This window comes from Mycobacterium sp. E183 (assembly GCF_001667735.1).
Lineage (GTDB): Bacteria > Actinomycetota > Actinomycetes > Mycobacteriales > Mycobacteriaceae > Mycobacterium.
Genome location: NZ_LZJN01000206.1, coordinates 24942 through 43326, shown reverse-complemented (window position 1 = coordinate 43326; position 18385 = coordinate 24942). Strand labels below are relative to the sequence as shown.

The 18385-nt window shown below is 70.5% G+C and carries 17 protein-coding genes; 4 read left to right on the top strand and 13 right to left on the bottom strand.

Annotation, left to right across the window (positions count from 1 at the left end; genetic code table 11):
• Positions 1 to 39: 39 nt before the first annotated feature.
• Together A5691_RS25620 and A5691_RS25615 are read left to right on the top strand one after the other, a co-directional pair.
• Positions 40 to 1071, top strand: coding sequence for an alpha/beta fold hydrolase (locus tag A5691_RS25620; RefSeq protein ID WP_067747377.1), 1032 nt, complete (start codon positions 40 to 42; stop codon positions 1069 to 1071).
• 46 nt (positions 1072 to 1117) lie between these two features.
• A complete protein-coding gene (locus A5691_RS25615; protein ID WP_067747352.1) occupies positions 1118 to 1804 on the top strand; it encodes a PhzF family phenazine biosynthesis protein in 687 nt (228 codons plus the stop codon).
• Positions 1805 to 1819: 15 nt separating this feature from the next.
• Here A5691_RS25615 and A5691_RS25610 read toward each other — a convergent pair whose 3' ends face one another.
• The 3 genes from A5691_RS25610 to A5691_RS25600 form a co-directional block, all read right to left on the bottom strand.
• Entirely contained in the window at positions 1820 to 2305 is a 486-nt protein-coding gene (locus A5691_RS25610) for a peroxynitrite isomerase (protein WP_067747350.1), read from the bottom strand.
• 31 nt (positions 2306 to 2336) lie between these two features.
• Complete coding sequence (gene nrdR, locus A5691_RS25605; protein ID WP_046184812.1) at positions 2337 to 2801, bottom strand: transcriptional regulator NrdR; 465 nt, start codon at positions 2799 to 2801, stop codon at positions 2337 to 2339.
• A gap of 127 nt (positions 2802 to 2928) precedes the next feature.
• Positions 2929 to 3423 carry a LysM peptidoglycan-binding domain-containing protein gene (locus A5691_RS25600; RefSeq protein ID WP_067747348.1) on the bottom strand — a complete coding sequence of 165 codons (495 nt, stop codon included), beginning with the start codon at positions 3421 to 3423 and terminating at the stop codon, positions 2929 to 2931.
• 289 nt (positions 3424 to 3712) lie between these two features.
• On the opposite strand from A5691_RS25600, the gene lexA reads away from it, so the two are divergent.
• Positions 3713 to 4411 (top strand): transcriptional repressor LexA, encoded by a 699-nt coding sequence (gene lexA / locus A5691_RS25595; protein WP_067747345.1) that lies wholly within the window; start codon positions 3713 to 3715, stop codon positions 4409 to 4411.
• A gap of 10 nt (positions 4412 to 4421) precedes the next feature.
• On the opposite strand, the gene A5691_RS25590 is transcribed toward lexA, so the two are convergent.
• From A5691_RS25590 to A5691_RS25555, 8 genes are all read right to left on the bottom strand, one after another.
• The gene (locus A5691_RS25590; RefSeq protein WP_068017322.1) at positions 4422 to 6698 is read right to left on the bottom strand and encodes an LGFP repeat-containing protein; all 2277 of its coding nucleotides are present in this window, start codon (positions 6696 to 6698) and stop codon (positions 4422 to 4424) included.
• 547 nt (positions 6699 to 7245) lie between these two features.
• Positions 7246 to 8406 carry an acyl-CoA dehydrogenase family protein gene (locus A5691_RS25585; protein ID WP_067747341.1) on the bottom strand — a complete coding sequence of 387 codons (1161 nt, stop codon included), beginning with the start codon at positions 8404 to 8406 and terminating at the stop codon, positions 7246 to 7248.
• 97 nt (positions 8407 to 8503) lie between these two features.
• Positions 8504 to 9925 (bottom strand): GTPase HflX, encoded by a 1422-nt coding sequence (gene hflX / locus A5691_RS25580; protein WP_067747339.1) that lies wholly within the window; start codon positions 9923 to 9925, stop codon positions 8504 to 8506.
• A 46-nt stretch (positions 9926 to 9971) separates the two neighbouring features.
• Positions 9972 to 10844, bottom strand: a complete 873-nt coding sequence (gene dapF, locus A5691_RS25575) for a diaminopimelate epimerase (RefSeq protein ID WP_067747392.1) — start codon at positions 10842 to 10844, stop codon at positions 9972 to 9974.
• A 60-nt stretch (positions 10845 to 10904) separates the two neighbouring features.
• Entirely contained in the window at positions 10905 to 11843 is a 939-nt protein-coding gene (miaA, locus tag A5691_RS25570) for a tRNA (adenosine(37)-N6)-dimethylallyltransferase MiaA (protein WP_068017324.1), read from the bottom strand.
• A 1-nt stretch (position 11844) separates the two neighbouring features.
• On the bottom strand, positions 11845 to 12534 hold the full coding sequence (locus tag A5691_RS25565) for a hypothetical protein (protein WP_067747331.1): 690 nt from the start codon (positions 12532 to 12534) through the stop codon (positions 11845 to 11847).
• 33 nt (positions 12535 to 12567) lie between these two features.
• Positions 12568 to 13536 carry a DMT family transporter gene (locus A5691_RS25560; protein WP_068017327.1) on the bottom strand — a complete coding sequence of 323 codons (969 nt, stop codon included), beginning with the start codon at positions 13534 to 13536 and terminating at the stop codon, positions 12568 to 12570.
• A 202-nt stretch (positions 13537 to 13738) separates the two neighbouring features.
• Positions 13739 to 14641, bottom strand: a complete 903-nt coding sequence (locus tag A5691_RS25555) for a DMT family transporter (RefSeq protein ID WP_068017329.1) — start codon at positions 14639 to 14641, stop codon at positions 13739 to 13741.
• 234 nt (positions 14642 to 14875) lie between these two features.
• Between A5691_RS25555 and A5691_RS25550 the strand changes: the two genes are divergently transcribed.
• Positions 14876 to 16237, top strand: a complete 1362-nt coding sequence (locus A5691_RS25550) for a DUF349 domain-containing protein (RefSeq protein ID WP_067784572.1) — start codon at positions 14876 to 14878, stop codon at positions 16235 to 16237.
• Here the strand turns inward: A5691_RS25550 and A5691_RS25545 are convergent.
• Complete coding sequence (locus tag A5691_RS25545) at positions 16234 to 16848, bottom strand: hypothetical protein (RefSeq protein ID WP_156669850.1); 615 nt, start codon at positions 16846 to 16848, stop codon at positions 16234 to 16236. The genes A5691_RS25550 and A5691_RS25545 overlap by 4 nt on opposite strands.
• Positions 16836 to 18368, bottom strand: a complete 1533-nt coding sequence (gene miaB / locus A5691_RS25540; RefSeq protein WP_067784153.1) for a tRNA (N6-isopentenyl adenosine(37)-C2)-methylthiotransferase MiaB — start codon at positions 18366 to 18368, stop codon at positions 16836 to 16838. Before miaB ends, A5691_RS25545 begins: the two co-directional genes overlap by 13 nt.
• Positions 18369 to 18385 lie beyond the last annotated feature (17 nt).

The following is an 18385-nucleotide window of genomic DNA, read 5'->3' as shown; positions in this document are numbered from 1 at the left end:
TTTCCACACGGCCCTGGGCCCGACCCGAAGGTTGGCGAGATGACCGAGCGGAAGCGCAAGAGCACTCTCCGCCCGGTGCGTGAGGTCGCGGCGCCCCGGCTGGAGTTCCGCACCATCCACGGCTACAAGCGGGCCTACCGGATCGCCGGTGACGGCCCGGCGATCCTGTTGGTCCACGGCATCGGGGACAACTCCACCACCTGGAACACCGTGCAGGCCAAGCTCGCTCAGCGGTTCACGGTCATCGCCCCGGACCTGCTCGGCCACGGGCGATCCGACAAACCGCGCGCCGACTACTCCGTCGCCGCCTACGCGAACGGGATGCGTGACCTGCTCAGCGTGCTCGACATCGAGCGGGTCACGGTCGTCGGACATTCACTGGGCGGCGGCGTGGCCATGCAATTCGCCTACCAGTTCCCGCATTTGGTGGACCGGCTCATCCTGGTCGCCGCCGGCGGCGTCACCAAGGACGTCAACGTCGCGCTCCGGCTCGCGTCGCTGCCGATGGGCAGCGAGGCCCTCGCCCTGCTGCGGCTCCCGCTCGTGCTGCCGGCCGTGCAGCTGGCGGGACGGATAGCCGGCCTGGCGATCGGATCGACCGGCCTGGGCCGCGACCTGCCCAATGTCCTGCGGATCCTCGACGACCTGCCGGAGCCCACGGCCTCGGCGGCCTTCAGTCGCACCCTGCGCGCGGTGGTGGACTGGCGCGGGCAGATCGTCACCATGCTCGATCGCTGCTACCTGACCGAAGCCATCCCGGTGCAGATCGTGTGGGGCACCAAGGATGTGGTGGTGCCCGTCCGGCACGCGTGGATGGCGCACGCCGCGATGCCGGGCTCCCGCCTCGAAATCTTCGAGGGCTCCGGCCACTTCCCCTTCCACGACGACCCGGCCCGCTTCATCGACGTCGTCGAACGCTTCATCGATTCCACCGCTCCCGCCGAATACGATCAGGCCGCCCTGCGGGGGCTACTGCGCAGCGGCGGCGGCGAGAAGGCCGTCAGCGGCCCCGCGCCGACCCGCGTCGCCGTGCTCAACGCGATGGGCTCCGACGAACGCAGCGCCACCTGAACCACCTTGGTCGATGCGGCCGCCTCCGGGGTCGTACAGTCGCTGCATGGGGATCGACGTCACGGTGTTGCGGGTGTTCACCGATGCGGACGGCAATTTCGGCAATCCGCTCGGGGTGGTGAACGCCGCCCACGTCGGGCCCGCCGACCGGCAACGGCTGGCGACTCAATTGGGCTACAGCGAAACGGTTTTCGTCGATCTTCCGGGCGCGGGTTCGACGACCGCGCATGCCACCATCTACACCCCCCGGGTCCAGCTCGCGTTCGCCGGGCACCCCACCGTCGGCGCGTCGTGGTGGCTGCGGGAGAGCGGCACGCCGATTCACACCCTGCAGGTGCCGGCCGGTCTCGTGCAGGTGAGCTATGCCGGAGACCTCACCGGCGTCAGCGCCCGCTCAGACTGGGCGCCCGAGGTGGCCCTGCACGAATTCGATTCGGCCGCCGCGCTTCTCGCCGCCGATCCGGGAGATTTTCCCGACGACACGGCGCACTACCTGTGGGCCTGGACCGACCGGGAGAGCGGCACCCTGCGCACCCGGGGGTTCTTCCCGAACCTCGGCGTGCCGGAGGACGAGGCGACCGGCTCGGCGGCGATGCGGATCACCGACTACCTCAGCCGCGACCTGCACATCACCCAGGGCCGGGGATCGATCGTCGAGACGACGTGGAACGCCGAGGGCTGGGTGGGAGTGGCCGGGCGCGTCGTCAATGACGGTGTGCGGCACATCGACTGACGGCCGAGCACGCGCTCAGCGCTGCCGGCGCAGCACCGCGGCGAGGTGGTGCTGCAAGGGCTGCCCGACCGCTCCCATCCGCACCGAATACGACAGTTCGTCGCCGTCGATGCGGAAGGAACGGCCAAGGGCGGTCACCTCTTTGGCGGTCGGGGTACGTCCGACGTCGGTGGTGGACAGCTCGATCTCGATCACGTCGCCGGAAACCGCGTACGTGCCCACCTCGATCTCGGTGATGCCGCTCGGGTGGGCCAGCACCAGTTCGACGTGACCGGGCCGCGGCACGCGCAGGTAGCCGGTCTCGGCGTGCAACGGCTTGCCGTCGGCCGACGCCTTCGTCTTTTGCGCGTACGCCAGAAACGGCTTGCCGACGTGGGAGAACACGACCTCTTCGAGATAGTCGAAGGGCTCGATGGTCGGGTACTCGCCCGCGCCCTGGCCGGCCCAGGTGCCCAGCAGCGGTGCCAGGGCCGCGAGATCGGGATGCAAGTCGGGGGGCATGAAATCGAGACTAGCCCGGCGACGAAGGCCGTCAGCTCGGTGTCGTGACCTGGCGGTGTTCGCGCAGGGCCTGGATCTCGCGTTCGAAATCGTCTGCGGATTCGAAGGACCGATACACCGACGCGAACCGCAGGTACGCCACCTCGTCGAGGTCGCGCAGCGGCCCGAGGATGGCCAGGCCGACCTCATGGCTGGCCACCTCCGGCGAGCCCGCGGCCCGCACCGTGTCCTCGACCTGCTGGGCCAGCAGGTTCAGCGCGTCGTCGTCCACCTGGCGGCCCTGGCAGGCCCGGCGGACACCGCTGATGACCTTCTCCCTGCTGAAGGGCTCGGTGACTCCGCTGCGTTTGACCACGGCCAGCACCGCGGTCTCCACCGTGGTGAAACGGCGCCCGCATTCGGGGCATGATCGGCGGCGCCGAATGGCCTGCCCCTCATCGGTTTCCCTCGAGTCGATCACCCGGGAATCGGGATGACGGCAGAACGGGCAATGCATGACCGCTCCTTCGCCGTGCCGTCAACCTGATACCGCAGCACTTCGAGCGTACCCGCGCGCTCACCTGCGCGGGTAATGGCTCAGCGAAGGGTTGGTGGGCGCCGCTCGGCAGTTAGCGGGGCGGTCGTCAGCCGATCGGGGCGATCAAGGTCTGGCCCGCGACCAGGTTCGGCGAGTTCATGTCGTTGAGTTCGCGGATGCGGTCGGCGACCTGGCGGGCGGGCGCGTCCGGCGCCACCCGGCGAGCCACGTCTTGCAGCGACTCCCCCGCCTCCACGCGCACGACGGCCAGGCGGTCCGGGACGTGCGCGGCCGAGCTGCCGGAGTCACCGTTGAGCACCTGACCGACGTTGCCGACCAAGCCCAGCCACAGCGTGATCGCGCCGGCGGCCAGGGCCAGCCAGATCGTGGTCGTCACCGTGACGGGGCGCTTGCGGTGCGGCGCGGCGGACACCGCGAGGCCGGTGCCGTAGTAGCGCGTGGGCGCGCCCGCCGGCCTCGAGGGGCCGGGGCGGCGGGACCGGGCCAGCCCGTCGCGGCCGTAACGAAGCCCCGGGACGGGTCCGTTGACCGGACGCCGAGGGCTGCTGGTACGCGGCGCCAGCGTGTGCATGGTTGTCATCTGCGTTCCTCCGGTCAACTTGATTCGCTCAGCTGTTCGACTGTATCGCTCGTGTGTTCGAAATACGAACATGTGAGCGAAGCGTGTCGCACGAGTCGAACGCTAGACCACGCCACCGACAAGTGAGTGGCCGCTAGAGCTGACATGCGATCGAAATACCCGATCTGCCGAAGAGTTACACCTTTGTGATTCACGACTTCGGCGCGGCTTTTCGCCGACGGGCGGATGGGCGACACGCTACTCGAACACATGTTTGATTCTTGGGCGCGCTGGGGTTACATTCAGTGCCATGAGCGACAGCAGCGACACCCCATCGGCCGGCACGGGCGGCCGGTTGCACGCCGTGGATTCATCGCTGACCGAACGTCAGCGCACCATCTTGAACGTCATTCGCGCGTCGGTCACCAGCCGCGGCTACCCGCCGAGCATCCGGGAGATCGGCGACGCCGTCGGCCTGACGTCGACGTCATCCGTGGCCCATCAGCTGCGCACCCTGGAGCGCAAGGGTTACCTGCGTCGGGATCCGAACCGTCCGCGGGCGGTCGACGTCCGCGGCGCCGACGACGACGTGGCGGCGCCGGCAACCGACGTCGCCGGCTCCGACGCCCTGCCGGAACCGACCTTCGTGCCGGTCCTCGGGCGCATCGCCGCCGGTGGACCGATCCTCGCCGAGGAGGCGGTCGAGGACGTATTCCCGCTGCCGCGCGAGCTGGTCGGCGAGGGCACGCTGTTCCTGCTCAAGGTCGTCGGCGATTCCATGATCGAGGCGGCGATCTGCGACGGCGACTGGGTGGTGGTGCGCCAGCAGAACGTCGCCGACAACGGCGACATCGTCGCGGCCATGCTCGACGGGGAAGCCACCGTGAAGACGTTCAAGCGCGCGGGCGGTCAGGTATGGCTGATGCCGCACAACCCGGCATTCGACCCGATTCCCGGCAACGAGGCGACCGTGCTGGGCAAGGTCGTCACGGTGATCCGCAAGGTCTAGCCCGGCGGGGTCAGTCCGCCTTGACGAAGCCGTTGGCCTGCGCGACTTCTTCGCTGGCCAGCCAGATTTCGGCGAGGGTGTCGTGGTAGAGCTCGCTGCCCGGTGTGTAGTACAGCCCGAAGCGGGCGCTTGCCTTGATCGGGTATCCGTCGGGCACCTGGTAGGGGTCGTCCAACGGTAGGTGGATGGTCGGGCGCCCGGGCGTGCCTGCCCCCGCGCCGCTGTCCTCGTCGTCGGCGGCCGCGTGCCGTCCGCCCCGCTGCCCGGATGCGACGACGGCCGCGGCGGCGGCCTCCGGCGCGGCGGTTTCCGGCGGGGTAGCTTCCGGCGGGGTGTCGTCCGCAGCGGCGGCGTCGGCACCAGTGGGCTCGGCGACATCCGCCGGAACGTGCGGCACGGCCACATCCGGATACTCGGGCTCGGGAGCCGCGGCTTCGGGGGCGGCGTCCTCGTATTCGGCGTCCGGCGGCGTGTGCGGCACCGCGACGTCGAGGTACTCGGCATCCACGTACCCCTCGTCCCCGCGAGCGGCCTCCGGGTGGGCGGGCTCGTGTGCGTCGTCGGCGTACTCGGCTTCGGCGTACTCGGCCTCGGCGTAATCCGCTTCGGGATAACCGGATTCGGCGTAATCCGCTTCGCCGTATTCGGGTTGGGCGTATTCGGGTTGGGCATAGCCGGATTCGGTTTCGGGATAGCCCGCCTCCGACAGGGCCGTCGGTGAGACCGCGGCGAAGGAGTCGGTGTCCACCGCGTCGGGGTCCTGCTCCTCGTCCCCGTAGCCGCCCTCGTCCGCACCGCGCCGCCGCCAGCTGACCCGCCCGGCGGCCTCGGCTTCGGGCGTCTCGGACTGCCCGTCGAAGTGTTCGGCGCCGACGTCGTCGGGCCCCCAGTGCTGGTCGCCCACCGGCTCGTAACCAAGGTCGAGGTCGGGGTGCGGCTCGTAGCCGGCACCGGCACGCGCGGCGCGCCGCCGGCGCCAACCGAGGGCCAACAGCCCGGCCAAGACGATCAGCACCAGCACCGGGATGCCGGCCAGCAGCCACCACCACTGCAACGCGAATTTCTTGGGGTGCGCGGGCGTCGCCGAGCTGCTCGGCTGATTCTGGCCCGACACCTGCAGGCCCGACAGCAACGGCGCGAGATTGGCCGGGTCGGTGCTGAACGTGTTCTTCGCCCGGTTCCACGAGATCTTGCCGCCGACGAACTGCTGGGAGACCACGTCGCCGTCCACCGACTGGTCGCCGACGGGCGCACCCAGCTTGCCCGTCGGCCCCCGGAGCTTGTCCCACGCCGCCTTCATGGCGCCGCGCACCACGAACGCGCCGTGCTCCGAACTCCAGAAGATCACCGGTTTGTCGGCACCGGAGAAGGTGACGACGCGGCTGGACGGGATCCCGCCGTCAGCTTCGTTGGCGGTGGGGAAACCGAGATCGCTACCGGCCGGGCCGCCCAGCGATTCGTACTTGGACAGGATGTTGGTCTCGACGGCGTTCGCGCCGGTCGCGGGGCTGAAATACACCTTGCCGTTGGCGAAGTCCTGGACGATCCCGTCGCCACCGATCGGATACTGCGCGCCCTTCTTGACCCCCAGCGGCCCGTTCGGACCACCGGCGGCGCGCCATGCCATGTTGATGGCCGCGGTGGGGTCGATCGCCACCTGCAAACCCTTCAACTGGTCGGCCAAACCCGCTGGCTCGGTGGTGAACTGCTTGGTCTGCCTGTTCCACGAGACCTGGCCGCCGCTGAATTTCTGGGCGGACACCTCGCCGTTGTAGGTTTCGTCGCCGACCGGGACGCCGAGCACGCCACCCGAGCTACCCAGCTTGTCCCACGCGGCGTTGATCGCGCCGCGCACCACGAACGCGCCGTGGTCGGGCGTCCAGAAGATCACCGGCTTGTCGCTGGCCGAGAAGGTGGCCACCCGGCTGTCCGGGCCGGCGAGGCCGGGCACCTCATTGATCGCGGGGAAGCCCAGATCGCTGCCGGCGGGGCCGCCCAGCATTTCGTATTTGTCCAGGATCGGCCCGTAGACGAACTTGGCGCCGGTCGCCGGCGTGAAGAACATCTTGCCGCCGTCGAAGTCCAGCTCGAAACCGTCTCCGGCGGGATACACGTCGCCCTTCCGCGGGCCCAGCGGTGAACCGTCGCCGCCGGCCTTTTCCCAGGCGGCCATCATGGCCGCCTCGGCGTCGCCGATGGGAGACGCCGCCGCGGAAGGCGCCAACAAGGCGGCGGCGGTCGCGAAGGCCGTCAAGGTGACCAGCGCACTCCCGACCAGCCTGCGCATGTGACCTCTCTGCCCGTTCACCAAGCCTCCCAGCCGACGGCTACGGCCCTATCTGCGGCTATGCCCGTGGCTGCACAGCCGGTGAGGGGGCCGCACTCCGACCGCGCGGAAACAGCCCCACACCGATCCGCATTATCGCCGGGCTCGCATAACTTTGCTCCTGCCAAGGAGAAATACGAAGTCAAATCACGCATATTACAAAAACGGATACCACGCCGATGTCGAAATGATGCCGAGCCACGCTCGAATCGCGACGAACCGCACCATCGCCCGCGTGACGTCGGGCTTATCGTGCCGACTCCCGAACCGGTCGCACACCTGCGCAATAGGGCGCGGGCCTGCGCGCGCCGGCCCGGCTCGTCGCCCCTGCCGCGCTTTTCGCGGCGCACCATTGCGCGGGCGTCCCCGAAACACATGCGCCGACGGTACGTGAAGCCATTAACTCGCCGGCGATCTACCCGAAAAAAACGGCGGCCAGGCGGGCATTGACCGCGTTTGCCGACCGCGGGCGAATTGACCGTTCCTTTGGCGATCGCCGTTGTCGGGTCTAGACGCCGAGGCTGCGGCCGATGATCTCCTTCATGATCTCGGTCGTGCCGCCGTAGATGGTCTGCACCCGCGCGTCCAGATAGGCACGGGCGACGGGGTATTCGCGCATGTAGCCGTACCCGCCGTGCAGTTGCAGACAACGGTCGATCAGGTGCACCTGCTTCTCGGTGGAGTACCACTTGGCCATGGCCGCCTGTTCGGCCGTCAGCTTCTTGTCCAGGTGCAGGCGGATGAACTCGTCGACCATCATGCGCACCACGGTGGCCTCGGTCGCCAGCTCGGCGAGCACGAAGCGGCTGTTCTGGAAGCTGCCGATCGGCTTGCCAAACGCCTTGCGCTCCTTGGTGTATTGCAGCGTGTCTTCGAGCACCTGCTCCATCGCGGCGGCCGCCATGATGGCGATCGAGATCCGCTCCTGCGGCAGGTTCTGCATCAGGTAGATGAACCCCATGCCCTCCTGCCCCAGCAGGTTTTCGGCGGGAACCTTGACATCGGTGAAGGACAGCTCGGCGGTGTCCTGGGCGGCCAGCCCGATCTTGTCCAGGTGCCGGCCGCGCTCGAAGCCCTCCATGCCGCGTTCGACAACGAGCAACGAAAAGCCTTGCGCGCCTTTGTCCGGATCGGTCTGCGCGACCACGATCACCAAGTCGGAGTTGATTCCGTTGGTGATGAACGTCTTTGCGCCGTTGAGCACGTAGTGGTCACCGTGGGCGACCGCGCGGGTCTTGATGCCCTGCAGGTCGCTGCCGGTTCCCGGCTCGGTCATCGCGATGGCGGTGATGAGCTCCCCGGTGCAGAACTTCGGCAGCCAGCGCTGCTTCTGCTCCTCGGTGGCCAAGGCCAGCAGGTAGGGCGCCACGATGTCGTTGTGCAGCCCGAAGCCGATGCCGCTGTAGCGACCGAAGGTGGTCTCCTCGGTGATGATCGTGTTGTACCGGAAGTCGGGGTTGCCTCCGCCGCCGTATTCCTCGGGGACGGCCATACCGAGGAAGCCCTGCTTGCCGGCCTCGAGCCACACGCCGCGGTCGACGATCTTCGCCTTCTCCCATTCGTCGTGGTGCGGCGCGACGTGGCGATCGAGGAAGGCGCGGTAGGACTCGCGGAACAGGTCGTGCTCCGGCTCGAAAAGCGTGCGCTGGTATTTGACGGCACTGCCCATGTGGATGACCTCCGGCGACTCGAAACTCTGTCGCCCAACATATACCAACCAGACGGTTGGTCGGCAGCCGGCGGGGTGGCCACGGCGCGCCGGCGGATCAGCCCGCCGAGAACTCCTGCAGGCGCCCGGCCAACGCCACCGGGACTCGGGCCTTGATCCGGGTGCCGTCGGGGCTGTGCTCCTCCTGCTGCACGCGCCCGTCGGCGTGCAGCCGGGCCACCAGGTCGCCGCGGTGGTACGGAATCACCACATCCACGGCCGTGTCGGCGGGGACGGCCAGCTCGCCCATCCGGCACCGCAGGGCCTCGATGCCTTCCCCGGTCCTGGCCGAGACGAACACGGCGCCGGGCAGGGCGTGACGGAGTCCGGCCAGCGTGAGGCCGCTCGCGGCGTCGACCTTGTTCACCACCAGCAGCTCGGGCGGCGGGTCGCCGTGATGGTCTGCGATGACGTCGGAGATCACCTCGCGCACCGCGTTGATCTGGGCCAGCGGGTTGGCGTCGGAGCCGTCGACCACGTGCACGAGCAGGTCGGCGTCGACGACCTCCTCCAGCGTGGAGCGGAACGCCTCGACGAGTTGGGTGGGCAGGTGCCGGACGAACCCGACGGTGTCGGTGAGCACCAGCGGGCGACCGTCGGTGAACTCGGCACGGCGGGTGGTGGGCTCCAGCGTGGCGAACAACGCGTCCTGCACCAGCACCCCGGCCCCGGTCAGCGCGTTGAGCAGGCTCGACTTGCCGGCGTTGGTGTAGCCGACGATCGCGACCGACGGGACGTCGCTCTGCCGGCGGCGGCTGCGCTGGGTGTCGCGGACCTGCTTCATGTCCTTGATCTCGCGGCGCAGCTTCGCCATGCGTTCACGGATGCGGCGGCGGTCGGTCTCGATCTTGGTCTCACCGGGACCGCGCAGGCCCACGCCTCCCCCGCTGCCGCCGGCGCGGCCACCGGCCTGCCGGGACATCGATTCACCCCAGCCGCGCAGCCGCGGCAGCATGTACTCCATCTGGGCCAGCGACACCTGCGCCTTGCCCTCCCGGCTGGTGGCGTGCTGGGCGAAGATGTCCAGGATCAGCGCGGTGCGGTCGATGACCTTCACCTTGACCGCCTTTTCCAGCGCGGTGAGCTGCGCCGGGGACAGCTCACCGTCGCAGATCACGGTGTCAGCGCCGGTCGCCAGCACCACCTCGCGCAGCTCCTGGGCCTTGCCAGAGCCGATGTAGGTGGACGGGTCGGGCTTGTCGCGGCGCTGGATGAGCCCCTCGAGCACCTGGGAACCGGCGGTCTCGGCCAGGGCGGCCAGCTCGGCCATGCTGGCCTCGCTGTCGGCGGCGGTGCCGTCGGTCCACACGCCGACGAGCACGACGCGCTCCAGGCGGAGCTGGCGGTACTCGACTTCGGATACGTCGGCGAGTTCGGTCGACAGCCCGGCGACGCGGCGCAGCGCCGACCGTTCTTCCAGGGCGAGTTCGCCGGTGCTTGGCTCCGGCACAGCGGGTTTGGAGAATTCAGGATGTGTCATAGGCAATACAGAATGATGCACGGCGGATCGGCGTCGTGCACCTGAATTAACGTCGCTGCGCGTCCCACCATTCCCCGCTGATCTCCCCCTGTGCCACGAGAACCGACGGTCCCCTCAGGTAGCTGGTGGCGTCGGTGATGGTGACGACGACGTCGCCGCCGGGCACCCGCACCTTCAGTGTGCCGGTGTCCGCACCGGCGGCGGCCAGCGCGGCCACCGTGGCCGCGACCGTGCCGGTGCCGCAGGAGCGGGTCTCGCCGACGCCTCGCTCGTGCACCCGCATCCGGACCGCGCCGTCGGCCGGCGCCGTGACGAGTTCGATGTTCACGCCCTCCGGGAACTGGGCGTGGTCGAAGCTCACCGGCGCCGCCACGTCCAGCCCGGCGAGTTCCTCGGCGGTCAGATCGGGATCCACGCATGCCAGGTGGGGATTGCCGACGTCGACCGCCAGGCCGGAAAACCGTCGGCCACCGACGAGGGCGCTGCCCGGGCCGAGGGTGTTGGCCTTGCCCATGTCGACGCTGATGTCGGCGTGCGTCGCGCCGGCGTGGTGCACGGTGATCGGCCGGGGGCCGGCCGGCGACCCGATCACGAATTCGTCGCGGGACTCCATGCCGCTGGCTCGCAGGTAATGCGCGAACACCCGGATGCCGTTGCCGCACATCTGGGCGATGGAGCCGTCGGCGTTGCGGTAGTCCATGTACCAGTCGGCCGACGCCACGCCGTCGGGCAGGCGGTCCAGCACGCCGGCCGCCAGAGCCGCCGCGGCGGTGGTGACCCGCAGCACCCCGTCGGCGCCCAGTCCCCGACGCCGGTCGCACAGGGCGGCCACCCGGGCGGGGGCGAGGTCGAGCGCGGCCTCCGCATCCGGGAGCACCACGAAATCGTTCTCGGTGCCGTGGCCCTTCGCGAACATCATGCGCGCCACTCCTCAGCTCCGGCTGCGCCGGCAGCATCGTCGTCGGCGCGAATCACCTGCTCAGGATACGTGGCCCCACGCTTGCAGCGCTTCGTCGACGAGCCGGGCGCCGTCCGCCCCCGCTTTTTCAGAGTCCAGCCAGTGAACCCGGTGGTCGCGGCGGAACCAGGAGCGTTGCCGGCGGACATAGCGTCGAGTGCCCACGTAGGTCTGTTCGCGCGCGTCCCGCAGCCGCTCGGTGCCGCCTCCGGCGTCGAGCGCCTCGATCACCTGCGCGTAGCCCAGGGCGCGCAACGCGGTGACCCCGTCGCGCAGGCCCTCACCGAGCAGCGCGCTGACCTCCTCAACGAGGCCCTGGTCGAACATGGCGTCGGTGCGGCGGGCCAGCCGCTCGTCCAACGTCGTTGTCTCGCAATCCAATCCGATGATCGCAGTGTTCCACCTCGGGGTGCCGATGCGTGGCGCGGACGCGGCGAAGGGCCGACCGGTCAGCTCGACGACTTCGAGCGCCCGCACGATGCGCCTGGCGTCGGTCGGCAGGATGGCCGCCGCGGCGGCGGGGTCGCGGCGGGCCAGCTCGGTGTGCAGCCCGCCGACACCGACCTCGGCCATCCGCTGCTCCCAGCGAGCCCGCACCGCGGGATCGGTCGCGGGGAACGACCAGTCGTCGAGCAGCGATTGGATGTAGAGCATGGAGCCGCCCACGATGATCGGAACGGCGCCGCGGGCCGCGATCGCCTCGACGTCCGCCGCGGCGGCGCGCTGATAACGGGCGACCGTCGAGGTCACTTTGACGTCCAGCACGTCGAGCTGGTGATGCGGGATGCCGCGGCGTTGCCCGACGGGCAGCTTGGCCGTGCCGATGTCCATGCCGCGATAGAGCTGCATCGCGTCGGCGTTCACGATCTCGGCGGCGTCGAGCCGTTCGGCGAGATCGAGCGCCAGCTGCGACTTGCCGGTTCCGGTGGGGCCGATGATCGCCAGCGGTCGGGCGGTCACTTCAGACCTGCCAGGCGCCGGCGAAGTAGCCCACGCCGTAGGGCGCCCCCCGGTATAGCTCCTTGGCCGACCGCGGTCCCGGCTCGGCCAGCCCGGCCAGCACCTGGAAGGCGACGCGGCCCAGGATCTGCCGGGGCAGCCGCGCCAGGGCGGCGACGTCGCCGGTCGCCAGCGCGTCGTCGAGGGCCAGCTGCGCGTCGGCGTTGGCCGGGTCGTATCCCCCGGGCGCGCTCGGGGTCAACGTGTTCGCGCCATCGGCCACGACCAGCACGCCGATCGGCTCGGCTGACCGGTCGACCTCGGCGCGCAACGCCCGGCCCTCGGCCAGGGCGGCCTCAGCGTCGTGGTCGGTGCGGTAGATGCGGGCCTCGGCGGTCGCGTCGGGGCGGGCCTGGCCGCGCACCCAGCCGGCCAGCAGCGCGGCCACCGGCAGGTCGGCGGGCGCCGCGGTGTCGGCGCGCGGGGAAAGCCCGACCCGGACGTCCACACCGAAACCCGCGAACGTGCCGGCCGCATCCCGCCCCCACGCTTCGTCGCGTGCCCCGGTGCCGATGACGATCCAGCGGGCGGGGAGAAGGGCTGCCGCCGCCAGCACAGCGGCCACCAGATCGGTCACCTCCGCGGCGGCCCCGCCGGCCAGCTCGGGCACGAGCAGCGGCGCCGAGGGAACGATGGCAATCCCGCTGAGCACGCCACCAAACTAATGGTTCGCCGACGCGCGCGCTCAGGCCTCGGCGGCCACGACCACGGGGCCGGTGTTAAAAGGGTCGGCCTCGCCGTCCGAGGACGACCACGCGTCCGGCGTGATGCTCCCGTCGTCCCGGCCGACCTCGGCGACCATGGTGGCCGCCTCCCCGCGGGCCAGGGCGACGGTCGCCACGATCACCACCGCGATCGCCCCTACCAGCACGAAGGCCTTGGGCCCGTCCGCGTTCAGCGTTTCGCCCAGCACGAAGATGCCGAGCAGGCCGGCCACCACGGGCTTCGCCACCGTCATCGTCGGCATGGAGGCCGTCAGCGCACCGGCGCGGAACGCCGACTGCTGGAAGATCATCCCGGTCAGCGCCAACAGCAGCCACGGGACGAACTCGGGCGCGGTCAGCACGGCCAGCGGGCCGTCCTCGCCGACCTCGACGATCCCTTTGGTGAGCACCGCGAACAACGCCAGCGCCGAACCCGCGACCACCGCGAGCAGGGCGGCCGCGAACGGGCTGCCCGACCAGATCCGCGCGGCCACCACGCACGCCACCAGCAACGGCACCATCACCGCGGCGACGATGGCCCACGTCTCGACCGACGCGCGCTGATGTCCGGAGGCCGGGTCACCGACGATGATGACCACCGCCAGGGCCCCGGCGAGCACCACCGCCCACACCCACTCCCAGCGGGTGACCCGGCGCTTCGTCAGCCGCGCGTAGATCGGCAACGCGAACAGCAACGCCGTCACCTGCAGCGCGGTCACCAACACCACCGAGCCCCAGGCCAGGGCCCCGGCCTGCAGGCTGTAGTTGATGATCGCCGCGAGGCCTCCCAGCCACCACCGGGTGTCCTTCAGCGACATGCGGAACAGCTCCAGGTGGCCGACCTGCTTGTCCGTGATCTCCTGCGCAGAGCGCTGACGGATCACGTCGCCGACCGCGGATGCCAGCGCCGCGCACAACGCAATCAACGCCGCGACGTCAACCTTCGACATGAGTGACCCCTCATCTCACGATTGCCCCGACCAGCTTTCCCTGGGGCTCGGGCAAATACACGCAATATTTGCGATCAGTTCAGCAACAACTGTATGACGTCGCACACGCTGCGGCGCGCTCAACGAATCACCCTTTGTTCTTACGGCATTAACCTAAGGATGCGCTGTGGGCAACGCGTCGATCCGGTTAACCGCGGCGTCGCTAAGCCGGTTGCGCTGCGGCGTTCGGCAACCCGGCCGCAATCCTGTCCTGCGTCGCGGAGGCGTCGCCGCGCGCGAGTTCGACGGTGGCCGCCGCCATCACCAGCGCCGCGGCCGCCAGCGCCAGCATTCCTCCGCGACCGGTGTCGAGCGTCTCGCCGAGGACGGCGACGCCCAGGGTCGCCGCCACGACCGGCTGGGACACCTCCAGCGTCGGCATCGAGGCGGTCAGGGCGCCGGCACGAAACGCCGACTGCTCCCAGGCGAATCCCGCCACCGCGATCAGCAGCCACGCGTAAAGCTCGGGTGTCCGGACCACCGCCCACCCGCCGTCGCCGAGCCGATGCACCACTCCCTTGGCCAGCACCGCGAAGACGGCCCAGAGGGAACCGGAGACGAAGGCGAGCAGCGCGGCGGCCAGGGCACCGCCCCAGACGCGCGCGGCCACCACGCACCCGAGGAGCAGCGGGGCCAGCACCCCCGCCACGATGGCCCACGTCCGCAGCGGCGCGGTCGAGTGGCCCGCCCGCGGGTTGCCGACCGTGACGATCACGGTCACCGCGGCGGTCAGCACCACGGCCCAGGCCCACTCCCGGGCCGTTACGGCGCGGTCGGCGAGCCGGGCGCTGATGGGCAACGCGAACAGCAGCGAGAGGACGAGCAACGCCTGCACCAGCAACACCGACCCCTGGTCAAGGGCGGCCGCCTGCAACACGATGCTGACCACGAGCAGCACGGCGCCCCACCGCCACCGCCTGTTGCCGAGCAGCTTGCGGACGAGTTGGAGCTGCCCGATCGACGGGTCGGCGATCCGGTGGGTCGCCCGCTGCTGCAGCACGTCGCCGATCGCGACGCAGAGCGCGGACGCCAGCGCGAGCAAAGCGGCGATGTCCGCCTTGTCCATGGTTTCTCCGTCCGAGTCGGGGTTACGGACAACTGTGATACCTGATGCGCCTGCGCCGATGCATCTCGAACGGCAAGATCTGAGGTGGCGGCGGACGCGCCGACAAGCTGCTTGAATACTGTTAAGCAGCTGTTGGGAAGGCCACGAGCGCCGCCCCGCAGGTGATGCAGACGGTGCCGCTACGCGCGGCAGGTGCGCGGAGTTCCGACCGCGCGAAGGGTAGGTGACGAGCGCATGACGGCTGACGAACCCCAGGGACCGGACCCGGCCGGGCCGGTGCCCCAACCGGTTTCACGCCCGGTGCCACGCCCGGGACCGCGTCCCGGGCCACGGCCGGCGAGCGCGGCGCCGCGGCCCGTCGTCCACCCGATTCCGGCGCCGCCACGCAGCAACCCGCATCAGTTCGGGCGCGTCGATGATGACGGCACGGTCTGGCTGATCACCGCGGCCGGCGAGCGCATCGTCGGCTCGTGGCAGGCCGGGGACCGCGAAGCCGCCTTCGCCCACTTCGGTCGCCGCTTCGACGACCTGAGCACCGAGGTCACGCTCATGGAGGAGCGGCTCGCGGCGGGAACCGGGGACGCCCGCAAGATCAAGGCCCACGCCTCGGAGCTGGCCGAAACGTTGCCGACGGCTGCCGTGCTCGGCGACGTCGACGCGCTCGCCGGCCGGTTGGCCAGCCTCATCGACCAGGTCGAGACCGCCGTCGCCGAGGAGCGCTCCCGGCGCGACGAGCATCGCGCCGCCCAGACCGCGCGCAAGGAGGCGCTGGCCGCCGAGGCCGAAGAGCTGGCCGCGAACTCGACGCAGTGGAAGGCCGCCGGTGACCGGCTGCGGGCCATCCTCGACGAGTGGAAGACCATCAGCGGCCTGGACCGGAAGGTCGACGACGCGCTGTGGAAGCGCTATTCGGCGGCCCGCGAGGCGTTCAACCGGCGGCGGGGGTCCCACTTCGCCGAGCTGGACCGCGAACGCATGGGCGTCCGGCAGGCCAAGGAGCGACTCTGCGAACGCGCGGAGGCGTTGTCCGATTCGACGGACTGGACCGCCACCAGCGCCGAATTCCGCAAGCTGCTCACCGAGTGGAAGGCGGCGGGGCGGGCCGCCCGGGACGTCGACGACGCGCTGTGGCGGAGGTTCAAGGCCGCCCAGGACGTGTTCTTCACGGCGCGCAACGCGGCGACGGCCGAGAAGGACGCCGAACTGCGGGCCAATGCCACGGCCAAGGAGGCGCTGCTGGCCGAGGCGGAGAAGATCGACACCGGCAACCACGACGCGGCCCGGGCGGCGCTGCGCTCGATCGCCGAGAAGTGGGACGCCATCGGCAAGGTGCCGCGGGAGCGGTCCGCCGAACTGGAGCGCCGGCTGCGTGCCGTCGAGAAGAGGGTGCGTGACGCGGGCGAGGCGGATTGGTCGGATCCCCAGGCGCAGGCCCGCGCCGAGCAGTTCCGCGTCCGCGCCGAGCAGTACGAGCAGCAGGCGGAGAAGGCCGCCGCGGCGGGCCGCACGAAAGAGGCCGAGGAGGCCAGGGCCAACGCCGAGCAGTGGCGGCAGTGGGCACAGGCGGCCGCCGAGGCGTTGACGCGTAAGCCCTAGGCGTCGGGATCCCGGGGCGCCCGGTCCGGGCTGTCGGGCTCGTCGTTGAGGCTCTCCAGCAGCGTCTTCGACTGCTGCTGCGCCGCGACCCGGCGCCGCTGCTCCTCGGCCGCGAGCTGCACGATCGTTCGCGACCATACGACCCGCGCCCACTGGTAGGTCAGCGTCAGGACGACGATCCACGCCGCGATCAACCCCACCCCGGGGCCCGGGTGCCCCGCGGCGACGGTCTGGCGCGACCAGATGGCCAACAACCCGGCCGCCCCGGCGAGCGCCGAACCCGCCAGCGCGATCCAGGCCAGCGCCCAGCGCCGCGTCACCAAAGCCAGCATGGAGAACCCGACGCCGAACACCAGCGCCAGCCAGGCGAACACCCGCGAGGGCAGCGCAACCGCCGCCGCGCCGGCGCCGTGGCTGCTGAACAACACGTCCCAGCCCCGCACCGCGCCGGTGTGCGGCAGGATGAACGATCCCAGGAGCACGAAAACCAGGATCGCCACGACGAAGCCGCGTGGGCCCGGGTCGAATCCACGCGCCACCCGGCGTTCGGCGGCCTCGATTTCGGTCCGTAGGGCGTCGAAGTCGGGGTGTTCTTCCATCATCGGGCACATCCAAGGGATTCTGTGGGGTCGGGGGGCGGTCCGACGGCGGGCATGCCGAGGCCGACGCCGCCCGGGCGCTCCCCGGCGGCGTGCGCGTCGCCCGCGCGGGTTCGGCGATGGCTGAGGATGCCGCTGTCGGCGATGAGGTGGTGCGGCGCGGCCTGGGTGAGGACCGCGGTGACGACGTCCCCGGGACGCACCCGGTCGGCCCCGGAGTTGTCCAAGCCGAAGTGCACCAGGCGGCCGTCGCGGGCGCGGCCGGTCATCCGCGCCGTGCGGGTGTCCTTGCGCCCCTCCCCGGCGGCGACCAGCAACTCCACCGTCTGGCCGATCAGCGCGCGATTGCCCTCCAGCGAGATCTGCTCCTGCAGCTCGACCAGCCGCTCGTAGCGTTCCTGCACAACGGCTTTCGGGAGTTGCCCGTCGAGTTCGGCGGCCGGGGTGCCGGGCCGCTTGGAGTACTGGAAGGTGAACGCGGCCGCGAACCGGGCCTGCCGCACCACGTCCAGCGTGGCGGCGAAGTCCTCTTCGGTCTCGCCGGGGAACCCGACGATCAGGTCGGTGGTGATGGCGGCGTGCGGCATGGCCGCGCGGACGCGGTCGATGATGCCGAGGTAGCGCTCGGCGCGGTACGAGCGCCGCATGGCGCGCAGCACCCGGTCGGAGCCGGACTGCAGCGGCATGTGCAGGGCGGGGCAGACATTCGGCGTCTGCGCCATGGCCTCGATGACGTCGTCGGTGAACTCGGCCGGATGCGGGGAGGTGAACCGCACGCGTTCCAGCCCGTCGATGTCGCCGCAGGCCCGCAGCAGCCGCGCGAAGGCGCCGCGATCGCGGGGCAGCGCCGGGTCGGCGAAGGACACCCCGTAGGCGTTGACGTTCTGACCCAGCAGCGTGACTTCGAGTACGCCGTCGTCCACCAGGGCTCTCACCTCGGCCAGGATGTCGGCCGGGCTGCGGTCGACCTCCTTGCCGCGCAGCGCGGGCACGATGCAGAAGGTGCAGCTGTTGTTGCATCCGACCGAGACGGAAACCCAAGCGGCGTAAGCCGATTCGCGTGCGCTTGGCAGCGAGGAGGGAAACTCCCGCAGCGACTCGGCGATTTCCACCTGGGCGGTCTTGTTGTGTCGGGCCCGTTCGAGCAGCGTGGGCAGCGACCCGATGTTGTGCGTGCCGAAGACGACGTCGACCCAGGGCGCCTTGCGCAGCAACGCGTCCCGGTCCTTCTGGGCCAGGCAGCCCCCGACCGCGATCTGCATCTCGGGGTTGCCGCGCTTGCGCGGAGCCAGGTGGCTGAGGTTGCCGTACAGCTTGTTGTCGGCGTTCTCGCGGACGGCGCAGGTGTTGAAGACCACGACGTCGGCGTCCCCAAAATCCGAGCCGTCGGGGGCGCGCCGGTAACCGGCCGTTTCCAGCAGGCCCGCCAGCCGCTCCGAGTCGTGGACGTTCATCTGGCAGCCGTAGGTGCGGACCTGATAGGTGCGCGCACCGGCGCCGTCGGGCGAGCCCGCGGCGTCCTGCACCACCATCGAAGTCACGGGGCCAT